We start from the raw sequence: 26,617 nt of genomic DNA, 5'->3' as shown, positions 1-26,617 counted from the left end.
AGATCCATCTCAGGTTAGGTGGTCGAACCAAAATGGCGCTATCCCCGGGACGATGCCGTTCCCTTCTTTCGGGGGGGCTAGCATATCGCTCCGTCTGGAGAATATTGCTGGAAATGAGAGCACCTCTTACGAGCGTATTCCGGGTGGTGTGACGTCGCCTGGACCTTATGATCCGACCATACACGCCAACATGCCCTGTTTTCTGGCTGGAGCAATGATACTCACGGAAGAAGGGTATCGTGCGGTAGAGACGCTGCGCGTCGAAGACAGAATAGGTGTTCTTATCGGTGGCACGTTAGCGTGGCGCCCGATCAAAACGCTTTCTATCGGGTTCTGCCGGGTGTCCAAGAGTGAGTTTCCTGACATGGCAGGATATCCTGTAGTGATCAGAAAGGATGCTCTTGGCGACAATAAGCCTGATGCAGATCTCTGGGTGACGGGGGATCATGCAATCGACTTTGATGGGAGGCTGGTGATGGCCCGAAGTCTTGTCGATGGTAAGAAAATAGCATTTGATACGAAGATCGAGTGCTATAAATATTATCACATTGATTTACACGATCATTACGTGATTGACGCCAATGGATTGCCGATAGAAAGTTTAGTTAGTAGATCTGCCCATTGTATCTTCAGAGATATGATAACCATTCATAATAAATCTTTCTTGAAGATGGGTCCAGCCCGCCAAATGACACTCTGTACCGACCCAGAAAAAATTGAGCGTATACGTAATAAATATGATCTGGATAGTTCTCCGGCTACGCTCACAGAATCTGCGCCTCTGGCGTTCCAAGTTTTCAGTGCGGATGGTCAAGAGCTTGTGAAGCGTGGTGTAAATGGTCGTACGACTTCTTTTAGGGTTCCAGCTAATATCGACACTCTGAAGATTGTTTCATCTGCGGCTCGGCCGTACGACATGGTTGGTGTTCACATTGAGGATCGACGCAGGCTTGGCTTGTTAGTTGGTAACATCACAATTTACGAGGCGTCCTCTTCATCTTCCCAGAGGAGTCATCTCGAGAACAGATACGTGCATGGGTGGTCATCGTATGAGACAGGAATGTGTCGCTGGACGGTGGGTGAAGCTGATCTCAAACTCCAACGTAACGAGCCAGCGGGAGAAGCCGTGCTTGCGATCGAGGTGCTAGATGACTGTGAGCGCTTCAGGGAACACAGGGGTAAATACTCTCTTCATTGAGGTGCGGTCGTGTGTTATCGGATCTACGCTACTCTCCCCTTATCGCCATAGCAGCCAGTCGACATAAATTCCGGTTGTCTTTACCGAGATACGATCGAATTGCTGGAAAACGCCCTAGATCGACGCGTCACGTTGCAATGGGGGGGGCGAATCGGGTGGGTGAGGTCGTGAAATGCGATAGGGCAAATGGGTTCGCGTTGCTCCTTGATGTCCTCGGACACTGGATTGGCAGCGATCACGCTTGCACACCGTGCCAAGCGGTTGATGCGACCCATTGCCATCATGTCTTTGCGTATGCTGGTGTAGGAGACTTTGGCGTGTCGTTTTCGTGGCGACGAGTTCATGTGCGTACCATGATGTAATTATGGCGGATATCGCGTCCAGATGGCTGGGGCGCTGATCAGCAGACTGCAGATCCTCTCCCGGTATCGCTGTGCCTTTCCAGTTTTGACTTCAGAAGACGTATGCCTGCACGTTGGTCTTTCGCTTTCAGATCAGTTTTCCAAACCCAGCTTGGCTGATTGCTGCATTGTCCATTAGCGGTGATTTGCGCTTCATAGGCCGAGATGCAATCGAGTACTTGTGCTCGCCCACCATAGCAAGGTCGCGGGCGGCCCACTGCAAGAGAGTAACGGCAACCCGTCCGTACACAAGGAGCTAGGCTTCATCCGTATTGCAGACATGCCCCAGCGGATGCAAGCCGCTCTCAAGCAGGAGGTGTATGATCGACGCAACGGGGGAGAGCTTGAGCAATACAGCATTAGGTTCAGGACTCGTAGCCAGAACATACCGGTAGCGGCGAGGCAGACGGCGGAAAAGAAGACGGTCGGGCATCTGTCGTAGCTCACGGACGTCGTGCTGGAATACAGGGGCTGACCCCTCTTCCTCCAGCCCGTCCCTGAACCAGTCGGTATCATAACTGCGATCATCCAGGAGCCACTTTGCAGCGGGCAGATCGTCCAGCAGGGCAGCGGTCCCGGTGTAATCGCTGATCTGGCCCGCCGTCATGAAGAATCTGATCGGGCGGCCATTCCTGTCTGTCACGGCGTGCAGCTTCGTGTTCATGCCGCCTTTGGTCCGCCCGATCAGGCGGCCTGCGCCCCCTTTTTTATTCGCAGGCTTGAGGCCGTGCGGTGCGCCTTCAGGTAGGTCGCGTCGATCATGATTGTCAGGTGATCGAGTCTGCCGGCGGCCGGAACATTCATCATCCGGGCAAAGATCCTCATGGCGCCCCAACGTTTCTAACGATTGTAGAGCGTCTTACGCGAGCCATACTCTTGCGGAGCATCCCGCCAGCGCAGCCCGTTGCGGTTCACGAAGTTGATCCCGCTTAATACACGCCGGTCATCAACACACGGTCTGCCATGACTCCATGGGAAAAACGACTCCAGACGCGCCATCTGCTCGTCCGTCAGCCAATACAGGTCGCTCATCTTCAATCTCCTCAAAGAGCCTGAATCAGCTTTACCCACCAAATCAATGGGTCCTGAGCCTAGCCAGAAGCGTGCATATACGTCCCATAACTCCGTTCCATTGATACGGACTTATGCAAGTCTACTCGGACGGAGGCCCGATCAGTAGAAGACTAAGGATCGGCTTAACTCAAACGCGTCAGATTGGAGATGGGGGCGTCCGTATGAGTCGAATAAATACCGCGTGCTTGATCGAAAAGATTTTCTTTCGAAGTGATGCCGGAGCGTTAGCAAGGTCAATGCACCATAGGTAGTTCTGCCAGAGCAGGCTTTGCATAGACGTAGCCCTGTTGCAGCGAAATCCCGATCTCAGCAAGAATACCGGCCTCCTCCGCGGTCTCCACACCCTCGCAGATGGGTATGACACCGAGCCCTTCGAGCATGGCAACCGTATGACGCATCATGACCTGTTTGACGGGAGTGCTATCGATATTGCGTGACAGCCCCATGTCGAGTTTCACATAATTGGGTTGAAACTGCGCCAGAAGGTTGAGACCAGCATAGCCGGCGCCAAAATCGTCAATAGCGGTCTTGAAACCCATCGTGTCGTAGCTTTGCAGGATATGGAGTAAATGATCCGTATCCAAAGCCTCATTTTCGCAAAACTCGAACAAGATGTTCGATGTTGGAAAATTCACGCGCTCCGCAGCCTCAAGTGTCGCACCGATGCAGGCGCTGGGCTCATAGACGGCATTCGGTAGAAAATTGATCGATAGAAGAGCCCCCTGTTCGGCAAGGCCGAGCTCTGCTGCCAGGGTAATAGCGGTCACTCGGCACTTCTGGTCGAAGGCATAGCGATTTTCCGGGGTTACTCGGGACAGAACCTCCTGCGCACTGGCGCCATTCACACCGCGAACCAAGGCTTCGTAGGCAAAGACACGGCGGTTTGTGAGATCAACAATCGGCTGAAAGGCCATGGTGATCGGCAGATCGAATCCGGTACCTTCACCGCAGCCTGTGCAGAGCTTGCGCTTACCTCGCGACCAGAATGGAGCAATCATCGAGCCAGAACCCCCGTGCATCAGATTTGCGTCTCCCGAACGCGGCAAAAGGTCACGGGTTCGTGAAACTTGCATGCAAGGTAAAAGAATCTGACTTAGGGTAAGGATGCCAGAAAACGCTGGCAGATGGTCTGTTTGAGTTTTTTGTCCGCATAAGTGTTTGTTTACGAGTAGGTATAAAATTGTTCTGTATTACTAATATGTATTTTCATTCATATTGAAAATAACAAAATAAATTGCATCCGCTATGACAATGCAATGCCATTGCTTTGACTAAAGGTTTTATTGGTTTTAATGGCGATCTTCCATTTCCGACCTTGAATAACGTGTTCTATTTTCTGAAAATTTCTGGGTATTGCAATTCTTGTTATGGCAAATACAATTTTTATGGACGGATAATCCCCACCGGTGGCCCTCGTCGCGGCTGGTCGAACGCCGCCATAGGGCAGTCAGCGAGTTGCTGTATCAGCCCCTCAAATGCGTGCGCCTTACCGTCCGAATTTGCCTGTTTTTACGGCTGCAACCTTGTTCCCCATTATGGTCATTTCATCACCGAGACACTGTCGCGCTAATGATGCGGACACCAGATCCTTGGCGGCCTGAAGATTCTCGTCCATGCCGAAAAGACGCTCGACTCTCTTTGCGCTGTTTCCGATGGGCGTCTCTACTGCGATTGTTCCGAACCCAGCGACTGGGAGTGCTTTACCCTTGAATTCGTGTGGAGCAGGGTGGTTTTCCCGCCCGGTTTGCGCGGGCTGTTTCAGATGAAAACGTCCTCAGTCCAGTAGATAGAAAGTGCAGGCGGCGACGGTGATCGTGACCGGCAGGGTGAAAATCCAGGCAAGGGCGATCTTGGTGAGCATGCGCATATTGATGCCCGAGCCCGCAGCAACCATCGTGCCCGCTACGCCTGAAGTGATGATGTGAGTGGTGGAAACCGGCAGGCCCGTATAGCCCGCAGATGCAATCAGACCGGCACCGACCAGTTCTGAAGCTGCGCCCTGAGCCGGGGTGAGGTGACGCTTGCCAATGCCCTCTCCGAGGGTTTTGACGATGCGCCGGTAGCCGATCATGGTGCCGATACCGAGGCAGAGCGCACTCAGGATCCGCACCCAATAGGGTGCATATTCGACAGTGGGACGTAGTGTCTTCGCCAGATGAGCACTCGTTTCCTTTTCGCTCACTGACGATGCCGGATTGGCGGCCGCATCTCTCAACCCGGACAGGATCTCATAAACGTCGCCGCGGATCTGCGCTGGCGTCGCAGGGCCATCCGGCCGTACGAGGTTGTCAATCGCGGCCAATGCGTCGGGCTTGAAACTGTAGCGATCGTAGTGCTCGATCAGTGGGCGTGCCTGCTGGGCTATCTGCGCCAGCTGGGCGCGATCTGCCGGGTGGTCGGGGTTCATCGCAAAGCTGGCAGGCATCAAGCCGATAATGGTCAGCATGATCAGACCGATGCTTTTCTGCCCGTCATTACTGCCATGCGAAAAGCTCACCGAGGTGCAGGTCAGGATCAGCAGAGCCCGCACGATGGGGTTGGGGCTTTCGTCCGGTTTCGGGGGCGTGAACAACGCGGGCATCTTGATCGCAAAGCGGATGATCAGATAGAGCAGCCCCGCCAGAAAGAAGCCGAGCAGGGGCGAAATTGCGAGAGCCCGAAGCACCTTCCAGATCTGCCCCCAATCCACGCTATGGCCGAGTGCACGCGCATGGACAAAGGAATCCCCGATCGCAATGCCGATCAGCGCCCCGATCGTGCAATGCGACGACGAGTTGGGGATACCAAACCACCAGGTGCAGAGATTCCACGCCAGAGCCGTGCCGAACAGGGAAACCAGCATCGGCACCGCCGGGTTGCCGTTGGGTGGTGTCAGCACATCGGGAGGCAGCAGCTCCACCAGCGTGTAGGCCACTGCGATCCCACCAAGCAGCACGCCCAGCAGGTTCATCAGTCCGGACCAGACAACCGCCACCCGTGGCTTCAGCGAGTTGGTGTAGATGACTGTGGCGACCGCATTGGCCGTGTCATGAAAGCCATTGGCAAATTCGAAGACGCAAACCAGCAGGAAGCAGATCGCCAGCATGACGAGCGAGCCGGTAGAGGAAGGAGCGAATTGAAGCATGTGTCAGACAGCCTTCGCGTAAAGACTTTCCCAACTTCCGGCATTTGCCCGCTCTCGCAAAGAGAGGCGCATCAAGTTTCGTATAATCTTCATTTTTGCTGCAGGAGGGGAGTTCTGTCCAAGCCCCCCAAAGGGCCGTCGCCCCTATTTTAGGGAATGAGCGGGATGTGCCCTTCCCGGAGCCGGGGCAGCGCCCCGCATGGATCCATTTTACAGCGATACCTGGGAAAAGCCTGTAGCTTCGCCCCAGCCCCTACCAAAGGGTTATCGCCCTTCGGTAGCGCCATTCAGGGGGATGAAAGGGGCAAGCCTCTCTCCGGGCGGGGTATAGAGCCCCGCGCAACCTCAACGTCCGAGCTTGCGGAGCTTTTCGCCAGCCATGAGACGTTTCTCGATGACTTCCAGCGACATGCCCTTGGTTTCCGGCACGAAGAAGAAGGTCAGCAGGATGAACGAGGCGTTCAGACCGGCAAAGAGCCAGAAAGTGCCTGACGTGCCGAAAGTGTTCATGAGTGTCAGGAAGCTGGCACCGACCACCATGTTGGTGATCCAGTTGGTAAGGGTCGAGAGCGAGATGCCCAGGTTACGGCCTTGCATGGGCTGGATTTCAGAGCAGAGCACCCACATGAGCGGTCCGGCCGACATGGCAAAGCCCGTGCAGAACAGCAGAAGCAGGAAGATCGCAATGAATTTCGACGTTTCGCCTGACATGTCTGTATTGAGCAGCACAGCCAGAGCGGCCATGCCGAGCGCCATGACGGAGAAGCCGATATAGAGGATCGGTTTGCGGCCCCATTTATCGACAAGACCGACCGCGATGAACGTCGCGAGCATGTTCACAAGACCGATGATGGCGGTGCACCACATCTGCGAGGTAGCATCGAACCCGGCGCTGGAGAGGATCTTCGGCGCGTAATACATGATGATATTGATGCCGGCGAGCTGCTGCATGGCTTGCAGCATGATGCCGAGTGCGATCGAGCGGCGGAAATTCGAGTTCGTCTTGAGCAGTTCGAAGCCGTGCTGCTTGATTTCAAGCTGCTCGCGAATGGCCTTGATTTCCTTGGCGGCTTCGAGCGGGTCTTCACGCAGCGACAGCAGCACTTCACGGGCTTCCTTGTGACGCCCCTGCATGATCAGCCAGCGCGGGCTGTAAGGCAGGAAAAGCACACCGATCAGGAACAGACCGGCCGGGATGGCGGCGACGCCGAACATCCAGCGCCAGTCGCCCGAATAGGAGAAATAGGTGTTGGACAGGAAGGCAATGAAGATGCCGACCGTTACCATGAGCTGATAGGTCGACACCATGGCGCCGCGGGTTGCTTCGCTGGCGATTTCAGACAGATAGAGGGGGGCCGTGAAGGCGGAGATGCCGACTGCCAGACCCATGACCACACGGAAGCAGATCATGGACGGGATCGACCAGCTGAGCGCGCAGCCGATCGAACCGATAACGAAAATCGAGGCACCGACGATGAGTGAGCGCTTGCGGCCCAGTGTGTGGGCCATCCAGCCTGCGGCGAGAGCGCCGACGGCGGCACCGGCCATCATCGAGCTGACTACCCATTCCTGGGCGAAGGTCGAGGCGTGATATTGCTTGGCGAAGAAATCGAGTGCGCCGGCAACGACGCCGATATCCAGACCGGACATCAAGCCGGCAAGGGCAGCCAGCACGCCGATGACCACGATCTTGAATTTTGTTGCGTCGAAAACCGACGCCAGTCCGCCCTCAGTGTTTCCGGCCTCTGTATCTATCGCCATGTGTTGGTCTTATCCTCTTCCGGCGGCACGTAGTGTGCCGACTTCTCGTCCGTTCCAGTTTTTCATCACCTGATGCGACAATCCGGTCAGCACGGCGCGGTCTGAGTCAGACCAGCCAGCCTCGTCGAACCCGAGCAGAAGCGAGGCCAGAGCCACCTCTGCCGCCCGGTTCGCGCCATCATCGGTCTTGATCGCAATCCCCAGCCCGAGTTCGGGCACAGACGCGACCATCACCCCTTCTGCACCCATCTTGCAAAAGATTCGGTTACCGAAATGCGCCATCAATGTCGTATCGAAACGTCCGCTCCCCGCCACCATGAAGCTCGGACGCGACAGCAGAACGCAGACGCGCGGCTGCCGACGCATGACCCGATGAAAAATTTCTTCCTGTGCCGAAACGGGCAAAACCGGTAGCCAGCGCCGAAAGCGGAATGGCGTAGGTTGGCATGGAACAGCCATCGAGACCGCGATTGTCCCCATTATGTGGGACGGAGGTGGCCATGACAAGCGCATTGGTCACCTGACGCTGCGCCCCATGGCTGGGGTCGATATAACCCGCAGGGTCAAGAGACTGGTCGATCGACAGACAGATCAGACCGGCATGTTTGCCCGAGCAGTTATTATGCAGGGCGGTCGGCCTGGCACCTGTGGCAGCGAGAGTGTGAGCAGCCTTTTCATAGGTGGGCCAGTGGGCGCCGCATTCGAGGCAGGTCAGGGTCTGACCGACTTTGGCCAGCATGGCGGCTGCGGTCTCGGCATGACGTGGCTCCCCACCATGTGACGCGCATGCCAGCGCCAATTCGGCATCGCTCAAGCCAAGGCGGTCGGCAGCGCCGGTCTCTACCAGAGGCAGGGCCAGAAGGGCCTTGACCGTCGAGCGTGGAAAGACCGGCCTGTCGATGGCGCCATGCGCCTGAACGACCCGGCCGGTATCGTCCATAACGGCGATACGGCCGAGATGAAGGGATTCGATGCGTCCGCCGCGCGTGACTTCAGCAAGGGCGATATCGTCCATGACGGGATCCTTGTATGACGATCAGGGGTAGGGACCGGCCTCAGCCGATCGGTGTCTGTCGCGACAGCAGATAGCAGGCTGCGCCAAGACGCGCACTCATATCAGGGTCATCTTCAAGCCAGGGGGCGATATGGGTCCTGCGTACGCGCAGCAGTGTCGTCTCGGTCTCGGCGGTCTCTTCGTCAGCGGCGGTGAAGAGCGGCAGAAGCGCAGGCCGTTCGCAGAACATCAGAGGCTCGCGGGCATCCAGGGTCAGCCCCTCATCCATGACCGACAACGCCCGCGCGGCAGGCAGCAGGCTGTAGAGCCAGCCATCCTCGCGCTCTTTCTCGGAGAAAGCCCGTGTCGTGACAATGAGAAGCGGGGCTTCTTCCGGCATCAGATGGGTGCGTCTGACAGGGGGTACATAGTCGAACAGGTCAGGCTGCGCGCGAGGCGCTTCTTCCTGCCTCGTGACGCGGGGCATGCGCTCGCGGCGAGAGTGGAGGGCACCGCCCACAAGCGGAAATCCGTCAGCGCGGGCCATGGCGCAGCATGCGGTCCAGAAAGGTCAGCCCTGCTGGCAAATGGCACAAAGTCCTTCGATCTCGACCGTCGATTGATGCGGCTTGAAACCGATCTTCTGCGCCGCGCTGGTGATGGCATGTGAGATTTCGCTGTCCTCCACCTCACTGACCGCCCCGCAACCGCTACAGATCAGAAACTGGGCGCGATGACCGCAACCATGGCCATGATGACACTCCAGACGATGAGCGCAGCCGATGAAGGCACTCATACGCTCGATACGGTGAATCAGGCCCTGGGCCAGAAGAAAATCGAGCGCGCGATAGACCGTGGGAGGGGCGGCGTTGCGCTGATATTGTCGAAGATGATCGAGAATGTCATACGCGCCCACGGGCTTGCTGCTTTCGAGAATCAGGCCGAGCACGAGGCGCCTGGTATCTGTCAGGCGGCTGGCACGTGTGGCACAGAACGCGGCGGCACGGTCGAGAAGCGCGAGAATCTGGGGCGAGAACGGGTCCAGTTCGGTCGTGGCCGTGCTGTTGAGCATGAAGGAATTCCTTTTCCGGCTTGTCCTGACCAGAGTTCCGCCTCTATATCGCGTATCTCAGTCGTTATAATATAACTAAAGGCGACTTTTTTGCGCCAGACCCTGTTCCTGCTGATCTGCTTTCTGACCCTGCTGGGCTCTGCCAGAGCCGAGCCGGTAAAGGTTTTCTGTGCCGAGGCGCTCTGGTGCGATCTGGCCGAAGCCCTTGGGGGCAGTGCCGTCAGCACGACGAGCATTCTCACCTCGCCGCGTATCGACCCGCATGATTTTCAGGTCACGCCCGATATGGCGCGCAAGCTGGCCGATTCCAATATCGTTCTGATGATGGGCGGTCATTATGACGACTGGGTGTCGCCTTTGCTGGCCGCCCAGCCCAGCGCGTCACGCCATGTGATTTCCGTCGCCTCGCTGGCGGGGCTGGCTCCAAACGACAATCCGCATCTCTTCGACGATTCCGAAGCGGTGAAACGCCTGGTTGCCGCGCTTTCTACCGAGCTGGCCGCGCGTCTGCCTGGTGACGCAATGTCAATCAAGGCGCGTCAGAACGATATGGATGCTGTCATCGCAGCGTTTTCCGACAGGCTGAAAAAGCTTCGGCCACAGACGCAGGGTATGAAAATTGCAGTGGCCGAGCCCGTAGGCGGACCATTGCTTCAGGCGCTCGGTATTGAGGTGGTCGACCCTGAATTCGCCCTTGCCGCCATGAATCACGACGACCCGGCGCCTCGCGATGTCGCCCGTCTGGAAGACGCGCTGCGCGACCGCCAGGTGCGGATTTTGATCGTCAATCCGGCTGTCAGAAGCCCGTCTCTGGCCCGTATCGAGGCGTTGGCGCGGGCCTCGCATGTGACTGTTGTGAGCTTCGACGAATTTCCCGAATCAGGGCAGTCCTGGCAGGACTGGATGAAAGCCCGACTCGACAGGCTGGTTGCGGCGCTGGGTGTTCATGGCTGAGACCCCTGCTGCGATCCTTCTGGATCGTGTGACGCTGAGCCATGGTACGCGCCTGCTCGTCGAAAAGGCCGATCTTGTGTTGGCGCCGGGCAGTTTCACGGTGCTGGCGGGGGCAAATGGCCACGGCAAGACGACGCTGATGCGCGCTCTGCTTGGGCTGCACCCTGCCCGCGAAGGAAAGATTACGGTGCTGGGTCGCACGCCCCGCGCCGCACGCAAATCGATCGGCTATATGCCCCAGGAGCGCCGGCTTCCTGCTCCGCAACTGACCGGACGTGCCTGATTGCCGCCTCGTGGCATGGCACGCGTTTCGGTCTGCCGGGCTGGGGGCGCAGGCTTGCAGAGGGTCTGAACGCAGCACTGGCGCTTACCGGCGCCGAGGCGCTGGCCGAGCAGCCGCTGAGTCAGCTCTCCGGCGGGGAAAGACAGAGGCTTTTTCTTGCGGAGGCGCTGCTCGACAGACCTGCCTTGCTCATTCTCGACGAGCCGCTGAGCGGCATGGATCTTCAGGGGCAGCAGAAAATTCTCGCCATGCTGCATGCGCGCTGCCGCGAGACGGGCATGGCGGTGTTGATGTCGTGCCACGGGCTGGAGGCCGTCAGACCCTTTGCCGATCACGTGCTGCAGATCTCTCGGCAGAAACTGGAGCTGCGCGATGCTGCATTATGAATTCATGCAGAATGCCTTTCTGGCATCGGGTGTCGTCGCAGTGCTGAGCGGCCTGGTGGGCTGGTTTCTGGTGCTGCGCGGCCAGAGTTTCGCTGGCCATGCCCTGTCTCATATCGCTTTGCCGGCGCGACAGGGGCTGTGCTGATCGGGTTGACGCCGCTCTTGGGCATGGCACTCTCTGCGGTCGCCGCAGGGTTGGTGCTGGGATGGGAGGCCGAGGGCGATCTGCGCGCCAATGCGGCGACGGCCAATCACCGGGACAGCGTGATCGGACTTGTGCTGGCGGCCAGTCTCGGGCTGGGGCTCTTGTTTCTGCAATGGCAGCATGCGCCGGTCAGCAGTACGACAGCGCTGCTCTTCGGGAATGTGCTGGGGGTGGATCATGCGACCCTGCGCCTGTTGTTTCTGCTTGCCGGGCTGTGTCTGGCCGGGTTGTGCCTTCTGGCACGGCCCCTGCTTTTCGCGAGTCTCGACCCCGATCTGGCGGCGGCGAAAGGCGTCAGGCTGAGGCTCGTTGCCTGCGGCTTCATGAGTCTCGTTGCACTGGCAACGGCCATCTGTTCGGAGACGACCGGCATTCTTCTGGTGTTCAGCCTGCTCGTCGGGCCAGCGGCCTGCGTGCTCCGGCTGGGTCTCGCCCCTTGGGCGGGCCTTGCCTGCTCAGCGCTGCTGGCGCTGGCGCTGTCATGGGGCGGGCTCGTTCTGTCCTGGTATACCGATGCGCCGGTATCGTTCTGGATCAGTCTCGGCGCCGCACTCAGCTATGTCGCGGCACGGTTTCTCGCCCCGGCAACGCGCTGATGGTTAGACCCGCCCTGACGGGTCGGGTGTTCTTCAGTTGAGATGCCAGTCGAGCATCATGATTCCTACGATGAAAGTCGCCAGCACGATATGCATGATGATCAACTCGCGCACATTGATCGTGGGCACGTCGGCTTTTGGCTTGGTTGGTCTGGCCATAAAAGGCTCCTTCTTCCTTTTTACCCGACTAGTTTAAACCAAATCGCAGGTATCCGGTTATATCGTCATGAAAAATAATTCAGAGACGGTTCGCCCCGAAGCGACGCATCACGACGATCATCCGATCGAGGTTTCGCCCTATGCGAAATACATCCTGATATTGGCTGCCGTCGTAGCCGCCATATGCGGTGGGCTCTACGGCTATGATACGGGCATCATTTCGGGCGCCCTGCTCCTGATCTCGGATGATTTTCATCTCAGCAGCACGATGCAGGAAATGGTGGCTTCCGCCATTCTTGCTGGCGCCATTCTGGGTGCGCTGGCAGCCGGATCGTTTTCTGAAAAATATGGACGGCGGGCCTGCGTGACTCTCGTGAGCGGCGTGTTCGTGCTGGGCGCGCTGGCCTGTGCCTTCGCTCCGAATGTGTGGTTGCTGATCGTTGCCCGCGTTTTTCTCGGGTTTGCCGTTGGCGGCTCTACCCAGGTCGTGCCGATGTACATCTCCGAACTGGCCCCTGCCGAAAAACGCGGCACGCTGGTGACCATGTTCAACGTGGCGATCGGGCTTGGCATTCTTCTGGCCAATATCATCGGGTTTACCCAGCGCGAGGCCTGGGGCTGGCGCCCCATGGTCGGACTCGCCGCCCTGCCTGCAGCCATCGTCTTCGTCTCGATGTTCTTCATGCCCAAAAGCCCACGCTGGACGGCGGAGAATGAGGGGATGAAGCGCGCGATTATCGAATTGGGGCGTATCCGCACTTCCAAGAAGGTCATCCGCAAGGAAGTGCGTGAAATGCGCGAGAACGCAGAGGCTACCGATCCGCGCAATCGTGGCTGGAAGGGACTTTTCCGTCCCTGGGTGCGTCCTGCTCTGGTGGCAGCACTCGGTGTGGCGTTCTTCACCCAGTGCGGCGGTCTGGAGATGATGATCTATTACGCCCCGACCTTCCTGCGTGATGCCGGGTTCGGTGCGTCTTCCGCGCTAATGGCGTCGCTGGGCGTTGCCATAACCTATTGCATCATGACCTTCATCGGCTGCCTGATCGTCGATCGCGTCGGGCGCCGTCGTCTCATGCTGATCATGGGGCCGGGCTCGATCGTCAGTCTGATCGGGCTGGGCATCGTGTTCGCCATGCATCCCGCACCGAACAGTGTCGGGTCTTATCTGGTGATCGTGTTCCTGCTGCTGTTCATGGCGTTCAATTCGGGCGGCATCCAGGTCTGTGGCTGGCTGCTTGGCGCTGAGATGTTTCCGCTTTCGATGCGTGGTCAGGCCACAAGCCTTCACGCCGCGACGCTCTGGGGTTCGGATCTTCTGGTAACCGGTACGGCACTGACACTGGTGCAGCTCATCACGCTGGGCGGCACGATGTGGTTCTATGCCGCCATCAATCTGGCATCGGTGCTGTTCATCTTCTTCTTCGTGCCGGAAACGGCCGGCGCCACGCTTGAGGATATCGAGCTGGCCCTGCACGAAAAGCGTTTCCGCCCGGTACGCGGCCAGACACGCATCGTATCCGAGGACGAGCAGGAAGAAGCGGCCGCCTGAACTTAACGGCTATCTTTCGATCGGGAAGCGCCCTGCAGGATGGCTCTTTCAGCGGGAGCCGCCCTTGCTTGTGGAACTGGCATTACAATCAGAAGATCGCTAAAAGCACCCTCATAGTGACTGGAGCCATCCAGACCGCAGCGTCCCGGCGCATGGGGCTTTCCGCATGCGGGACAAGCGAGAAGTAGGATCAAGATGAGCTGGCTGACCGAATACGTTCGACCGAAAATCCGTGGCCTTTTGCAGCGCGAGGTGCCTGATAACCTCTGGACCAGCTGTGACTCCTGCTCGCAGATGATTCTCATCAAGGACCTAGAGAAGGCGCAGCGCGTTTGCCCGCATTGCAACCATCATGGCAAGGCGAAGGCGACCGAACGCCTCGACTGGACATTCGACGACGGTAAATACACCAGGATCGAACTGCCCAAGGTTCCCAGCGATCCTCTCGGCTTTCGCGACCAGAAGAAATATGCTGATCGTCTGAAGGACGCCAAGACCAAGACGCATCTTGATGAGTCGCTGGCTGTTGCTCATGGCAAGATCGGTGGACACGATGCGGTCGTCGCGGTGATGGCCTATGAGTTCATGGCCGGCACCATGGGCACGGCACTGGGTGAAGCCTTTATAGCGGCCTGCCGACTTGCCGTGCTGCAAAAGGCCGCGCTTGTCATCTACACCGCCTCTGGCGGCGCTCGCATGCAGGAGGGCGTTCTGTCGCTCATGCAGATGCCGCGCACGACCATTGGCGTCGAGATGCTCAAGGACGCAGGCCTGCCCTATATCGTCGTGCTGACCAACCCGACGACGGGCGGTGTGTCGGCGTCGTTCGCCATGCTGGGCGATGTCCAGATTGCCGAACCCGAGGCGCTCATTGCCTTTACCGGCCCGCGCGTGATTCAGGATACGGTGCGCGAGAAGCTGCCCGAAGGTTTCCAGCGTTCGGAATATCTGCGCGACCACGGCATGATCGATATGGTCGTGTCGCGTCATGACCTGCATGCGAAGCTTGGCAGTCTGATCGGCATGATGATGAACAAGCCTGCCATCGAGGCCGCTGTCGAAGCCGCCTGACAGAATGACTGTCCCCCGCTCTGCGTAATGGAGCGGAGGTTTTGCTACCCCTCGGATGATCTCCATGACAGCCCAAGCGCCCCCGGCCAAGCTCAGCGATGAATATGAGGGCCGGACCGGCGCCGTTCTGGCCAGGGTTCAGGCACTTTATCCCAAGCTCATAGACCTCTCTCTCGACCGTCTTCGTGCCTTGCTGGACAAGCTGGGAAACCCCGAGCGTGGCTTGCCGCCTGTCATTCATGTGGCAGGCACCAACGGCAAAGGCAGTACCTGCGCTACGCTGCGTGCCATCGCCGAGGCCGCCGGATGGTCGGTGCATGTCATGACCAGCCCGCATCTGGTTGATGTTACCGAACGCTTCCGTATCGCTGGAAAACTGGTGAGTGAAGACGCGCTTGTCGCAGCGCTCGAGGAAATCGAACGCATCAATGCGGGTCACCCCATTACCGTGTTCGAGGTGCTGACAGCGGCGGGACTTCTGCTTTTCGCGCGTAACAGGCTGATCTGGTCATTCTTGAAGTCGGTCTGGGCGGACGACTGGATGCCACCAATGTGGTGGCCAGGCCTGCGGCTTGCGTCATCACCCCCGTTGATCTGGATCATCAGGCGTTTCTGGGCGACACGCTGGCCCTGATTGCCGCAGAAAAGGCGGGCATCATCAAGCCGGGTGTGCCGGTCGTTTGTGCCGCTCAGCAGGAAGCGGCACGATCTGTGATCGAGGCTCAGGCGGAATCCTGTGCCGCGCCCCTGTGGCAGGTCGGGCGCGAGATCGTTATCGAGCAACAGGCCGATGGCACCATGTCCTATCACGATCCGTTGGGTACGCTCACTCTACCCACTCCAGGCCTCAAAGGCGTGCATCAGGCGGGTAATGCGATGCTGGCTGTTGCGGCGTTGCGCGCCAGCGGATTGCCGATGCCGGACACGGCCTGGGCCGGTATCGCCCGAACGCAATGGCCCGCGCGCCTGCAGCGTCTGGAAGGCAGGCTGGCGGCGCAATTGCCGGAAGGATGGGAGCTTTGGCTCGATGGCGGTCACAACCCCAATGCAGGCGAGGCGCTCTCTCCGACGCTCGCAGCCTGGTCGGACAGACCCTTGCATGTGATTGTGGGCATGAAGCAGAGCAAGGACGCCTCAGGCTTCCTGCGTCCGGTCCAGCGCCATGCCACGAGGCTCTATGCGGTGAGCGAAGAGGGCCAGCATCTCGCCCTGCCCGTCGAAGACATCGTAAACGCTTCTGGCGGTGAGGCACTGCCCGGTCCGACCATCGCGGCTATTCTGCCCGGCTTGCAGGGGCCACCATCCCGTGTGCTGATCTGTGGCAGTCTTTATCTGGCAGGGGTGGTGCTGAAGCAGGACGGGTCGATCCCGCGGTAATGCGTCCTCACAAGGCCTCTTGGAGTGCGACTGATCATGGAGGGATTTATCAACTCTGACACGATATGGCGGCGCTTTGTGGCGCAGCGTTATCTGTCGGGTCCCTATTGATCGGCAGGATGCTTCCCACGTTGCGCTCGTGAAGCGCGACTTCTTGCACGAGAGAGCAGCGTGTAATGCTGGCAGAAGAAGCAGTGGTTTCCGCCTGGAGCCGTCAGCAGTTTTGAAGAAATATCGTGCGGACGACGACAGGAAGCTAATTCATTAGTGAAATCGAGGAAAACACAAGAAATATTTTCGTACTATATCTCGATAACAATAATTTTCATTCCGATGTAAGAAATTTCTTGTTAAATAGATAAAGATAAAATGAATGCAGACGCTTGATCTGACGGAGAAATTGAAGCGCGCGTTGCCCTCATTGTCGGGTGAAGTGACACAGGCACTTTGATCGCGCGGTTGAAGAGGGCATGGAATGTGCATTTCCTGCCGTTCGTTCTCTCTGGCGGGTTGAATGCGTCGCCATGAATGTGAGCCATTCATATCTGGCTTCGAGAGTGGAGAGAAGGAAGCGATGCGTTATCTGGTGGCTGGTGGGGCCGGTTTTGTAGGCAGTCATGCCGTTCTCAGCCTTCTCGATGCCGGTCATGAGGTGGTCGTGCTCGATAATCTCAGCACTGGACATCGCGAGGCCATTCCCACGGCTGCAAGATTTCATCATGCCGATCTGATGGATCTCGCAGCGACTCAGGAAGTTCTGGCCAGTCAGTCTTTCGATGGGGTTCTGCATTTTGCAGCGTTGTCTCTGGTGGGCGAGAGCATGGCCGACCCGCTGCGTTATTTCGAGCATAACGGGGTTTCGTCTCTCAATCTGATCCGGGCCTGTGTCGATAACGATGTGCGTAAATTCGTCTTTTCTTCAACGGCAGCGCTGTTTGGCGGGCCGGAGCGCGATGAGCCTATTCCGCCCGACGCCCCGATAGAACCGGGCTCTCCCTATGGAGAGAGCAAATACATGATCGAGCGCGTGCTGCACTGGGCCGATCGGATATACGGCCTGCGTAGCGCCTGCCTGCGTTATTTCAATGCTGCGGGCTCAGACCCTGCAGGGCGTGCCGGTGAGGACCATCGGCCTGAAACCCACCTGATTCCGCTCACCATCGACGTGGCGCTCGGTCGCCGTCCTGCGCTCAAGGTGTTCGGCACAGATTATCCGACGCGCGATGGTTCCTGCGTGCGGGATTATCTGCATGTGGGTGATCTTGGCACGGCCTATTCTCATGCCCTTGACCAGATCGATGATAAAAGTGTCGTTTTCAATCTGGGCACCGGTCGCGGGTATTCGAATATCGAGGTGATCGAGGCGGTCGAACGTGTCAGTGGGCGCAAGCTACCCTGGGAAGCCGCTCCGAGGCGCGGGGGCGATCCGGCCACACTGGTCGCCGATCCGTCCCAATTCATGAAAGATACGGGATGGTCCCCGCATCTTTCGGCGCTCGATACGATCGTCGAAACGGCTTTCCGTTGGAGAGAATCTCATCCGGACGGCTATGGCATCGCCTGAATTCCGGGTTTGCGGGTTCTTAAAGGGGGCGTACCCTCCCCAGAGGCGCGCGTTTGACGTAACGCCCCTTGCCGCGCTCGGCGCGCAGAATGCCGTCATCCCAGACCACAACGCCCTGGCTGATCGTCTTTCTGGCCAGACCTGTCAGTGTCATGCCTTCATAGAGCGAATAATCGACATTCTGGTGCAGGGCGCGGGCCGTCATGGTTCGGCTGGCTGAAGGGTCCCACAGAACGAGATCGGCATCGGCACCCGGCGCAATGCAGCCCTTGCGCGGATAGAGATTGAAGATACGCGCGGTGTTGGTCGAGGTGATGGCCACGAATTGTTCGGCGCTCATCCGACCGCTGACCACGGCGTGATGCCACAGAACGCTCATGCGCTCCTCGATACCGGGCACGCCATTGGGGATTTTGGTAAAATCATCACGTCCGCGTAGTTTCTGATCCTGGCAGAAGCAGCAGTGATCCGTCGCCGTGGTCTGCAACTGACCGGAAACCAGTCCGCCCCAGAGCGCCTTTTGATGGGAGACCGGTCGGAAGGGCGGGCTCATGACATGGCGCGCCGCCTTCAGCCAGTCGCTGTTGCGATAGACGCTCTCGTCAAAGACGAGATGCTGCGGCAGAACCTCGCCATAAACCCTGAGCCCCTTGAGACGCGCGGCCGCGATAGCCTGCATTGCCTCATCGGTCGAGACATGCACCACGTAAAGCGGTGTGTCGTCGAGCGCGGCCAGAGTAATAGCGCGCTGTGCCGCCTCGCCCTCTATGGCGGGCGGGCGAGAGAGGGGATGGGCCTGTGGCCCCGTCTCGCCCCGAGCGAGAAGCTGCGCCTGCAAAAACGCGATGGCATCGCCATTTTCGGCGTGAACGGTGCAGAGCGCACCCAGCTCTCTTGCGCGCTGCATCGAGCGCAGAAAGACCGAATCGTCGATCATCAGCGCGTTTTTATAGGCCATGAAATGCTTGAACGAGTTCACGCCACCTTCTGTCACGAGGCGCCCCATATCCTCGTGAACCTGAGCGTCCCAATGCGTCACGGCAACATGAAAGCCGTAATCTGCGGCGGCTTTTTCAGCTTTGCCCCGCCAGTCGCGCCAGGCCTCGTAGAGAGATTGTCCCTGCTCGGGAATGACGAAATCGATGATGCTCGTCGTGCCACCCGCAAGGCCCGCCGCCGTGCCTGTGAAGAAATCGTCGCTTGCCGTTGTGCCCATGAAGGGCATTTCCATATGGGTATGCGGGTCTATACCCCCTGGCATGACCAGAAGTCCGTCTGCATCGACGATAGCACATCCTGTTGGCGCATTGAGATCGGGCCCGATCTCTGCGATCCGGCCAGCATCGTCGCACAGGATATCGGATCTGAAACGCCGCTCTGCGGTAACGATCGTCCCGCCCTTGATCAGTAGCATGTGCATGTTCCCGTCGCCGAAAGGCCCGAAACAGAATATCGTTGTATTATCGAAATCATAGGGCTAGCCTGACCATATGGTCAATCTATGGCTCGATTTCTTTCGGGATTTATTGAGGCAGGGCATCAGTTGATGACACAGCGAGAGGCAGTCTTGCCGTCAGGCCCGCTATCGAATGTCGATCTTGCCCCGGTACAGACGCGGCACTGGGCATGGCGCGATTATCTTTTTCTGTGGATGTCCAATGTCCATAGCGTCGCGGGATATCTGACGCTTGGCAGTTTCTTCACCATGGGTCTGCCTGTGGGGGCTGTGCTTGCCGGGCTGGTTCTGGCCATTCTGCTGGTGCATCTCCTGTGCAATATGGTGGCGGTGCCCAGCCAGAGCGCAGGCGTGCCCTTTCCCGTCGTGATACGTGCCGCCTTTGGCGTTTACGGGGCCATAATCCCGGCGCTGGTGCGTGGCGTGATTGCGGTCGGCTGGTACGGCATACAGACCTGGCTCGCCTCGAATGCCATCGTCCTGTTCATTCTGCATCTCTTTCCCGATGTGCTGTCCTATGCCGATCTGCATCGTCATGGGGCACTTGGTCTGTCCTTGCTTGGCTGGGGCGCTTTTCTGTTTGTCTGGCTGCTGCAACTGGCCGTGTTCTGGCGCGGAATGGAGGCCATACGTCATTTCATCGACTGGGCAGGTCCGGCCATTTATGGCGTCATTCTCGTTCTCGATGCGGCGCTGCTTTTCAAGACCCATGGGGCATGGCATTTTTCGGTTCTGCCTCATGGCGGGTTTTCGATCTATGCCTCCCTGTGGGGCACATTGGGCGTGGCGTCGCTCACCCTTGCCTATTTCTCGGCCATTATTCTGAATTTCGGCGATTTTGCCCGTTATGGCGTCACCATGGGTGATGTGCGACGCGGCAATTTCTGGGGTCTGCCCGTCAACTTCATGGCTTTCGTCCTGCTCGTGCTGACGACTATCGTTCTGACGCAACCGGCGCTTGGTCGACTTATCATCGATCCGGCTGAAACCATCATTCTGTTCGATAGCCAGACCATCCTTCTTGTCGGCATCCTGACCCTCGTAGCCGCGACGATCGGGATCAATATCTCGGCCAATTTCGTTTCTGCGGCGTTCGATTTCTCTAATATAGCTCCGGCGTCAATTTCATGGCGTCAGGGAGGTGTGATCGCCTCGATCGGGGCCATTCTGCTCACACCGTGGAATTTTTATGCCCATCCCGAACTCATCCACCTGACCCTCGATATTCTCGGGCTTTTCATCGCGCCCGTGACCAGCATCCTGCTCGTTGATTATTATCTCGTGCAGGGAAAGCAGCTCGATCCCGATGCGCTCTACAGTACTGAGCCAGGCGCAGCATACTGGTATCGCAAGGGCATCAACCCACGCGCGCTGGCAGCGCTTGGTCTTTCCGTTATCCTTGGTCTTCTGGTGGTTTTTCTGCCTGCTCTGGCTCTGCTTCAGAATTTTTCATGGGTCATCGGATTCATGACAGGCGGTATTTGTCACGCCATTCTGTCCCGCCTCAATCAGCCCGTACAAAAAGCGGCCTGATGAGCGTCATGAAGGTCGCGATTCCGGTTTCGTAATCGCTGTCGCGCAGCGTGGTGCGGTCAAGCAGGGCTTCGAACTGTACTTGCATATCGGCATAGGCCTGCGTGCCGGACCAGAGCAGGCACAGGAAATGCGTCGGGTCGATCGGGCGCATCAGCTTGTGCCTGCCAGTCAAGAAAAATCTCGGCATGACGATCGACATGAGCGCGCAGCGTTTCTCTGAGGAAGCTTGAATCATCAGACCGCCTGAAAGAAGCTCTTGCGCGAAAAGACGCGACCCTTCGGGCCGTGTGCGCGAAAAGGCCATCTTGGCGCGTATATAGCCTTCCATTCCCTCAAGAGGGTCCCGCTCCGCCGCAAGCCAGTCATCGGCGTCTGCCAGCCAGATTTCGAGTAGCCTCGCCAGAGTGGCCTGATACAGGTCTTCTTTCGTGCGGAAATAATAGAGGATATTGGCTTTGGGGATGGCGCAGAGTGCGGCAATTTCCTCGACGCGTGCGCCTTTCAGCCCGCGCGTGCCGAAAGTCCATTCTGCGGCATTTAGGATCTGCGGCAGGGTTGCGCGGCGTGGCGCGCTGGGTTTTCTGCCTTTCGTCGGCTCGCAGACATCTGTCACAGGGCGTTCGATCCTCTCGTCAGAAATCCCGCTTCACAAGGTCAGGGTGGTGGTCGAGGCACGCGCAGGCGGCAAGAAACTGTCTTCAGAACGCACGATCCGCCCGTAGCAACGCGCCGAGAAGCACATTGGCACCAGCCTCAGCCTCAGCTTCGGTAATATTTTCGGATTCGTTATGACTGAGACCGTCGCGGCAGGGAACGAAAATCATGGCCGTGGGTGCCACACGCGCCATATAGGCGGCGTCGTGACCGGGGCCGGAGACAATTTTCATGGCTTCGAAACCTGCCTCGCTGGCGGCCTCGTCGACCATTGCAACGCAGCATGGGTCGAAGGGAACGGCGGGTGCATCCCATATCTGTCTGATCGACAGCGTAACCCCCGTCGTTTCGGCAATGGTCTTGAAACGCGCTGTCATGTCCTGCTCCATCATGGCGACGGTGGTGTCGTCGGGATGGCGCAGATCGACAGTGAAAAGCGTCTCGCTCGGCACGACATTGCTGCTGTTCGGCCTGTTCTCGATCAGCCCGACCGTGCCGAGCGCCTGAGGCGCGTGAGAGCGGGCAATATCCGAAATGGCACCGATCATGGTAGCGGCCGCTAATAGCGCATCGCTGCGCAGGGTCATGGGTGTCGAGCCCGCATGAGCATCCTTGCCGGTGATCGTGACCTCATACCAGCGCATGCCCTGCACGCCGGTCACTGCGCCAATCACGCGGTTCTCGACCTCCAGAATAGGCCCCTGTTCGATATGGAGTTCGAAATAGGCCGCAATCGGCGTGGCACGGCAGGGTTTTTGTCCCCGATAGCCGATGGCGTCGAGCGCATCGCCAAAACGGATACCTGCGCGGTCATGCTTGTCGAGCACCTCCTGCTCGGTGAATGCCCCGGCATACGCGCCAGAACACATCATGGGAGGAGAGAAGCGCGACCCCTCTTCGTTCGTCCAGTTGATCAGCTCGATCGGGTGCCGGGTAACGTGCCCCGATTCATCAAGAGCCCGCAGCACGGCGAGCCCGCCGAGAACGCCTAGAATGCCGTCGAATTTTCCGCCTGTCGGCTGGGTGTCGAGATGACTGCCCATGGTGAGCGGCGGCAGGGACTCGTCCAGACCCGCACGGCGGGCGAACATATTGCCCAGAGCGTCCACGGTTATCGTACAGCCAAGGCGTGTGCAGGCAGCGGTGAACCAGTCTCGCACCTGACGGTCTTCCTCAGTCAGGGTCAGGCGTTTGATACCGCCTTTTTCGGTCCCGCCGAAGCGGGCCGTTTCCATCAGGTCGGCCCATAAGGCGGCGCCATCGATGCGGATATTGCTCATGTTCTGCCTCTCGCTTCTTACGCGTCGAGTCTGTGCGTGTTGGCCGGGTGTTCGAGCCAGGTCATCTCGCTTTCGACAGGCTGGGGCACCATAGTGATGCAGTCATCCACCGGGCAGACATGGGCGCAGAGATTGCAGCCGACGCATTCATCCTCGATCACGCTGTATTGGCGTCCTTCAGGGCCTGTCTGTCTGGCAATCGCCTGATGAGAGGTGTCTTCGCAGGCGATATGGCACAACCCGCAGCCGACGCAGCTTTTCTGGTCGATATGCGCGAGCGTACGGAAATTCATGTTGAGCTGGTTCCACGGCACGAAGCGTGAGACGGCCCTGCCGCTCAGATCGGGCAGGGTGGCGTAGTCTTTCGTATCCATCCAGTTCGACAATCCGTCGATCATGTCTTCGACAATGCGAAAGCCGTAATGCATCGCTGCCGTACAGACCTGAAGGGCATTCGACCCCATGGCAAGAAACTCGGCGGCATCGCGCCAATTGCTGATGCCGCCCATGCCGGAAATAGGCGTGCCCGCCATGTCGGGATCCCGGGCAATTTCGCCGATCATGCGCAGGGCGACAGGCTTGACCGCCGGGCCGCAATACCCGCCATGCGTGCCCTTTCCCCCCACGACAGGCATGGGCGCCATGGCATCGAGATCGACCCCGATAACCGATTGAATAGTATTGATGAGCGAGACTGCGTCGGCGCCAGCACGACGGGCCGCACGGGCCGGCATGAGGATATTGGTGACGTTCGGCGTCAGCTTGACGATGACGGGCATGCGGGTGTTCTGCTTGCACCAGCGCGTGACCATCTCGACATATTCGGGCACCTGACCGACTGCAGAGCCCATATTGCGCTCTGACATGCCATGCGGACAGCCGAAATTCAGCTCGATTCCGTCCGCGCCGGTTTCTTCGATCAGAGGCAGGATCGCCTTCCAGCGATGCTCATCGCAAGGCACCATCAGACTGACAATCAGCGCGCGATCGGGAAAATCGCGTTTGACGCGCTTGATCTCGGCAATATTGGTCGCCAGAGGCCGATCCGAGATCAGCTCGATATTATTCAGCCCGATCAGACGCTGGCCCCCAAAGGCAAGGGCACCGTAGCGCGAACTGAGATTGACCACTGGAGGATCTTCGCCAAGCGTCTTCCATACAGCGCCGCCCCAGCCTGCCTCGAAGGCGCGACGAACATTATATTCCTTGTCCGTCGGCGGGGCAGATGCCAGCCAGAACGGATTGGGTGAGGTGATCCCGGCGAAATTGGTGCGCAGATCGGCCATGGTCAGTTCACTCTCTCGTCGGAATTGCTGAAATCGGCATGAATGGCCTCAGCCGCCTCTCGCCCGTCGCGCACGGCGGCGACGGTGAGATCGTCACCCGCCGTGCAATCGCCTCCGGCATAGACGTTGTTGAGACTTGTGCGGCCTTGCGCGTCGACAACGATACGCCCGTTCTCGATCAGGATCTGGTCCTGCGCGATGGGGGTGGGAACGAAAATCTGACCGATGGCTTTCAGCACCATGTCAGCCTCGATCATGAATTCGGCGGGTGTACTGGCAGGTAGATTTCCAGGATCGGTGCGCTTGAAACGCACGCCGCGCAGCGTGCCATTCTCCGTTTCGAGGCGCAGCGGGGCCGCCCAGAGACGAAGCGTCACGCCATTGGTCTGCGCCCACTCGCGTTCGACCGAGGTGGCGGACATTGACGTTTCGCCACGGCGATAGACCAGCGTGACCTCCTCGGCACCCAGGCGTTTCGCCTGAACGGCAGCATCGATGGCAGTATTGCCGCCGCCGATCACCACAACCCGGCGCCCTACGGCGCTGGATGAGAGCGGGTGAGAACGCAGCGTCTCGATGAAAGCGACGGCGTCCTGCACGCCATCAAGGGTCTCGTGCTCCAGACCCAGCGCCCGCACTCCACCAAGACCGATGGCGAGGAACACCGCGTCAAAATCCTGCCTCAGCGTGGCAAGGCTGAGCGTTTCGCCGAGGATCGCGCCGCCCTGGAAACCGATGCCGCCGATCGAGAGCAGGAAATCGATTTCTTTCTGGGCAAAATCATCCGCCAGCTTGTAGGCCGCCACGCCATATTCGTTCAGCCCGCCCATCTTGTCGTGTCGGTCGAAAATCGTGACCTCGTGACCGTGGCGCGCCAGACGATGCGCGCAGGCAAGCCCGGCGGGGCCTGCGCCGATGATGGCAACACGACGCCCGCTTGGGGCGGCGCGCGTGAAAGGGTGATTGGTCTGCGCCATCTGCCAGTCGGTTGCGAAACGCTGCAAGGCGCCGATGCGCACAGGCTTATGGGTTTCGATGGCGGTATGAACGCATTTCTGCTCGCACAGAATCTCGGTCGGGCATACCCTGCGCAGGAGCCGCCTAGGATATTGGATTGAAGAATGGTTTTGGCCGCCCCCGCGATATTCTTCGACGCTATGGCCTTGATGAAGCGCGGAATATCGATATCGGTTGGGCAGGCCTCGATACAGGGGGCATCGTAACAATAAAAACAGCGATCGGCCTCAAGGCCCGCCTGTTCTGCGGTTAGGCCCGGATGTGCGTCGGCGAAATTCTGGCTCAGCACAGTGTCGCTCAGGCGACCGCAAGCAATGTCAGGACACATGGGCTGTTCCGTTTCAAATCATTCCACAAAAAGAACGTTACGGAAGTTTAGATCGCGAGTGCAAGTTATTTTTGACCATATGTTCAGGTTTGTGGAGCGTGCACTATCCGCCCGAAAACTGCGCGAAATCGAGACCGAAAATGCGAGATCCGATAGGGTCGCATAGAGCGGAGGCACCCCAGCCATGCGGATCGATAGTCTCTACCCACCAGAAGTCGGGCGGTCTGCGCATCATCGTTATCTGCTTCAGGCACTGAATCTGTACAATAGTGAGATACAGAAACTATCTTCGTGGTGAAGAAGCACGGCTGAGTGTCAGGAGTGCCTATCATCTTCGCGATATGTCGATTTCGGGCGGAATTTCCGTATCGGGCTGAATGGCCAAAAAATCGGTTATTTGCTTGTAAACCCGTAATCGGCGACGGTCAGTCTTTGCGTCGGGGAGTTGCGGTAGTGAAGATGATCGGGCTTTTGGGTGGGATGAGCTGGGAGAGTTCGGCGCTGTACTATCGTCTGCTGAACGAGGGGGTGAGAGAGCGTCTGGGCCCTACAGCGTCGGCACATTGTTTGCTCTGGTCGTTCGATTTCAGCGAAATCGAGGCGTTGCAGCACCGTGGCGATTGGGAGACCCTGAGCGCGCGTTTGATAGACGCTGCTGTGCGTCTACAAAATGGCGGTGCAGAATTTCTGGTGATCTGCACCAACACCATGCATCGTATGGCGTCCGCGATCCAGGCGTCGCTCGCTATTCCCCTGCTGCATATTGCCGACCCGACAGCCGAAGCCATCAGGAAGGCAGGGTTTCAGAAAATCGGCTTGCTTGGCACCGCTTTCACCATGGAGCAGGATTTCTACAAGGGGCGCCTTGCGGACAAACACGGTTTGGATGTGATCGTGCCCGATGCGGCAGATCGGGCCGAGATCCATCGCATCATTTACGAAGAGCTCGTTACGGGACGGATCAGGCCGGAATCCCGCGAGATTTATCGCAGGATCATGACAAGGCTGAACGAGGCTGGTGCCGAGGCCATCATTCTGGGCTGCACCGAAATCACCTTGCTTGTCTCAGCCAGGGACTGCGCAGTACCGCTTTTTGATACCACATTCCTTCATGCCCGTGCTGCTGTGGAAAGGGCATTAATGCGAGGATAGGGTGAGGGTCTGTCAACTCTATCAAGGCTGAACGCTCAGGCTGGTCGAGCCCCAAAGATCCGGTTGATCGCGAGGCAGCGCACACAATGAGCTGCCTTCTGCCGATCTGCTGTCATGGATCAGATTTCCGCCTCGAGGAA

At 58.4% G+C, this 26,617-nt stretch carries 20 protein-coding genes and 5 pseudogenes; 11 read left to right on the top strand and 14 right to left on the bottom strand.

The genetic code is table 11. The annotated features are described in order from the left end of the window. Positions 1 to 1,198, top strand: a 1,198-nt coding sequence (locus JCM25414_RS09310) for a Hint domain-containing protein (protein WP_206777955.1), incomplete at its 5' end; no start/stop codon positions are given. 776 nt (positions 1,199 to 1,974) lie between these two features. Here the strand turns inward: JCM25414_RS09310 and JCM25414_RS22460 are convergent. From JCM25414_RS22460 to JCM25414_RS09270, 7 genes and pseudogenes are all read right to left on the bottom strand, one after another. Then, positions 1,975 to 2,631, bottom strand: a pseudogene (locus JCM25414_RS22460) (IS5 family transposase); the annotation flags it as partial. A gap of 275 nt (positions 2,632 to 2,906) precedes the next feature. After that, positions 2,907 to 3,692 carry an EAL domain-containing protein gene (locus tag JCM25414_RS18810; protein WP_369346041.1) on the bottom strand — a complete coding sequence of 262 codons (786 nt, stop codon included), beginning with the start codon at positions 3,690 to 3,692 and terminating at the stop codon, positions 2,907 to 2,909. Between the two features lie 755 nt (positions 3,693 to 4,447). Then, complete coding sequence (locus tag JCM25414_RS09290) at positions 4,448 to 5,797, bottom strand: inorganic phosphate transporter (RefSeq protein ID WP_025841462.1); 1,350 nt, start codon at positions 5,795 to 5,797, stop codon at positions 4,448 to 4,450. A gap of 345 nt (positions 5,798 to 6,142) precedes the next feature. Then, entirely contained in the window at positions 6,143 to 7,558 is a 1,416-nt protein-coding gene (locus JCM25414_RS09285; protein ID WP_025841461.1) for a sugar porter family MFS transporter, read from the bottom strand. A gap of 9 nt (positions 7,559 to 7,567) precedes the next feature. Continuing rightward, positions 7,568 to 8,498 (bottom strand): annotated as a pseudogene (locus JCM25414_RS18805) (asparaginase). A 115-nt stretch (positions 8,499 to 8,613) separates the two neighbouring features. Beyond that, entirely contained in the window at positions 8,614 to 9,099 is a 486-nt protein-coding gene (locus tag JCM25414_RS09275; RefSeq protein ID WP_025841460.1) for a hypothetical protein, read from the bottom strand. A gap of 24 nt (positions 9,100 to 9,123) precedes the next feature. Continuing rightward, positions 9,124 to 9,624 (bottom strand): Fur family transcriptional regulator, encoded by a 501-nt coding sequence (locus tag JCM25414_RS09270; protein WP_025841459.1) that lies wholly within the window; start codon positions 9,622 to 9,624, stop codon positions 9,124 to 9,126. 90 nt (positions 9,625 to 9,714) lie between these two features. On the opposite strand from JCM25414_RS09270, the gene JCM25414_RS09265 reads away from it, so the two are divergent. From JCM25414_RS09265 to JCM25414_RS18795, 4 genes and pseudogenes are all read left to right on the top strand, one after another. Further along, entirely contained in the window at positions 9,715 to 10,578 is an 864-nt protein-coding gene (locus JCM25414_RS09265; RefSeq protein WP_025841458.1) for a metal ABC transporter solute-binding protein, Zn/Mn family, read from the top strand. Continuing rightward, the gene (locus JCM25414_RS21765; RefSeq protein WP_148301026.1) at positions 10,571 to 10,861 is read left to right on the top strand and encodes an ATP-binding cassette domain-containing protein; all 291 of its coding nucleotides are present in this window, start codon (positions 10,571 to 10,573) and stop codon (positions 10,859 to 10,861) included. Before JCM25414_RS09265 ends, JCM25414_RS21765 begins: the two co-directional genes overlap by 8 nt. Continuing rightward, entirely contained in the window at positions 10,798 to 11,247 is a 450-nt protein-coding gene (locus tag JCM25414_RS24965) for an ATP-binding cassette domain-containing protein (protein WP_081775863.1), read from the top strand. Before JCM25414_RS21765 ends, JCM25414_RS24965 begins: the two co-directional genes overlap by 64 nt. Further along, a pseudogene (locus JCM25414_RS18795) lies at positions 11,234 to 12,048 on the top strand (metal ABC transporter permease). Before JCM25414_RS24965 ends, JCM25414_RS18795 begins: the two are co-directional and overlap by 14 nt. A 33-nt stretch (positions 12,049 to 12,081) precedes the next feature. Here JCM25414_RS18795 and JCM25414_RS26035 read toward each other — a convergent pair. Beyond that, positions 12,082 to 12,207, bottom strand: coding sequence for a hypothetical protein (locus JCM25414_RS26035; RefSeq protein ID WP_277911178.1), 126 nt, complete (start codon positions 12,205 to 12,207; stop codon positions 12,082 to 12,084). A 67-nt stretch (positions 12,208 to 12,274) separates the two neighbouring features. Between JCM25414_RS26035 and JCM25414_RS09240 the strand changes: the two genes are divergently transcribed. From JCM25414_RS09240 to galE, 4 genes and pseudogenes are all read left to right on the top strand, one after another. Continuing rightward, complete coding sequence (locus tag JCM25414_RS09240; RefSeq protein ID WP_025841455.1) at positions 12,275 to 13,756, top strand: sugar porter family MFS transporter; 1,482 nt, start codon at positions 12,275 to 12,277, stop codon at positions 13,754 to 13,756. A gap of 195 nt (positions 13,757 to 13,951) precedes the next feature. Beyond that, a complete protein-coding gene (gene accD, locus JCM25414_RS09235) occupies positions 13,952 to 14,827 on the top strand; it encodes an acetyl-CoA carboxylase, carboxyltransferase subunit beta (RefSeq protein WP_025841454.1) in 876 nt (291 codons plus the stop codon). A 64-nt stretch (positions 14,828 to 14,891) separates the two neighbouring features. Next, positions 14,892 to 16,204, top strand: a pseudogene (locus JCM25414_RS18790) (bifunctional folylpolyglutamate synthase/dihydrofolate synthase). A gap of 574 nt (positions 16,205 to 16,778) precedes the next feature. Beyond that, positions 16,779 to 17,768 carry a UDP-glucose 4-epimerase GalE gene (gene galE, locus JCM25414_RS09225; RefSeq protein WP_025841453.1) on the top strand — a complete coding sequence of 330 codons (990 nt, stop codon included), beginning with the start codon at positions 16,779 to 16,781 and terminating at the stop codon, positions 17,766 to 17,768. Between the two features lie 19 nt (positions 17,769 to 17,787). Here the strand turns inward: galE and hydA are convergent, their stop codons facing one another. Then, entirely contained in the window at positions 17,788 to 19,182 is a 1,395-nt protein-coding gene (gene hydA, locus JCM25414_RS09220; RefSeq protein ID WP_025841452.1) for a dihydropyrimidinase, read from the bottom strand. Between the two features lie 132 nt (positions 19,183 to 19,314). Here hydA and JCM25414_RS09215 point away from each other — a divergent pair, with 132 nt between their 5' ends. Then, on the top strand, positions 19,315 to 20,757 hold the full coding sequence (locus tag JCM25414_RS09215; RefSeq protein ID WP_025841451.1) for an NCS1 family nucleobase:cation symporter-1: 1,443 nt from the start codon (positions 19,315 to 19,317) through the stop codon (positions 20,755 to 20,757). Here the strand turns inward: JCM25414_RS09215 and JCM25414_RS18785 are convergent. The 5 genes and pseudogenes from JCM25414_RS18785 to JCM25414_RS26030 form a co-directional block, all read right to left on the bottom strand. Then, positions 20,729 to 21,373: a TetR family transcriptional regulator C-terminal domain-containing protein gene (locus tag JCM25414_RS18785; protein WP_242403473.1), complete on the bottom strand. Its 645-nt coding sequence runs from the start codon at positions 21,371 to 21,373 to the stop codon at positions 20,729 to 20,731. The genes JCM25414_RS09215 and JCM25414_RS18785 overlap by 29 nt on opposite strands. A gap of 85 nt (positions 21,374 to 21,458) precedes the next feature. Further along, positions 21,459 to 22,694, bottom strand: coding sequence for a M20 family metallo-hydrolase (locus tag JCM25414_RS09205; protein ID WP_025841450.1), 1,236 nt, complete (start codon positions 22,692 to 22,694; stop codon positions 21,459 to 21,461). Between the two features lie 17 nt (positions 22,695 to 22,711). Next, on the bottom strand, positions 22,712 to 23,980 hold the full coding sequence (preA, locus tag JCM25414_RS09200) for an NAD-dependent dihydropyrimidine dehydrogenase subunit PreA (RefSeq protein ID WP_025841449.1): 1,269 nt from the start codon (positions 23,978 to 23,980) through the stop codon (positions 22,712 to 22,714). A 2-nt stretch (positions 23,981 to 23,982) separates the two neighbouring features. Further along, positions 23,983 to 25,325 (bottom strand): annotated as a pseudogene (locus JCM25414_RS18780) (NAD(P)-dependent oxidoreductase). 103 nt (positions 25,326 to 25,428) lie between these two features. Continuing rightward, on the bottom strand, positions 25,429 to 25,560 hold the full coding sequence (locus JCM25414_RS26030) for a hypothetical protein (protein ID WP_277911177.1): 132 nt from the start codon (positions 25,558 to 25,560) through the stop codon (positions 25,429 to 25,431). Between the two features lie 224 nt (positions 25,561 to 25,784). On the opposite strand from JCM25414_RS26030, the gene JCM25414_RS09185 reads away from it, so the two are divergent. Further along, complete coding sequence (locus JCM25414_RS09185; RefSeq protein ID WP_081775862.1) at positions 25,785 to 26,477, top strand: aspartate/glutamate racemase family protein; 693 nt, start codon at positions 25,785 to 25,787, stop codon at positions 26,475 to 26,477. Positions 26,478 to 26,617 lie beyond the last annotated feature (140 nt).

Source organism: Asaia platycodi JCM 25414, assembly GCF_000614545.1.
GTDB lineage: Bacteria > Pseudomonadota > Alphaproteobacteria > Acetobacterales > Acetobacteraceae > Asaia > Asaia platycodi.
This window is presented reverse-complemented; position numbering and strand designations above follow the sequence as displayed.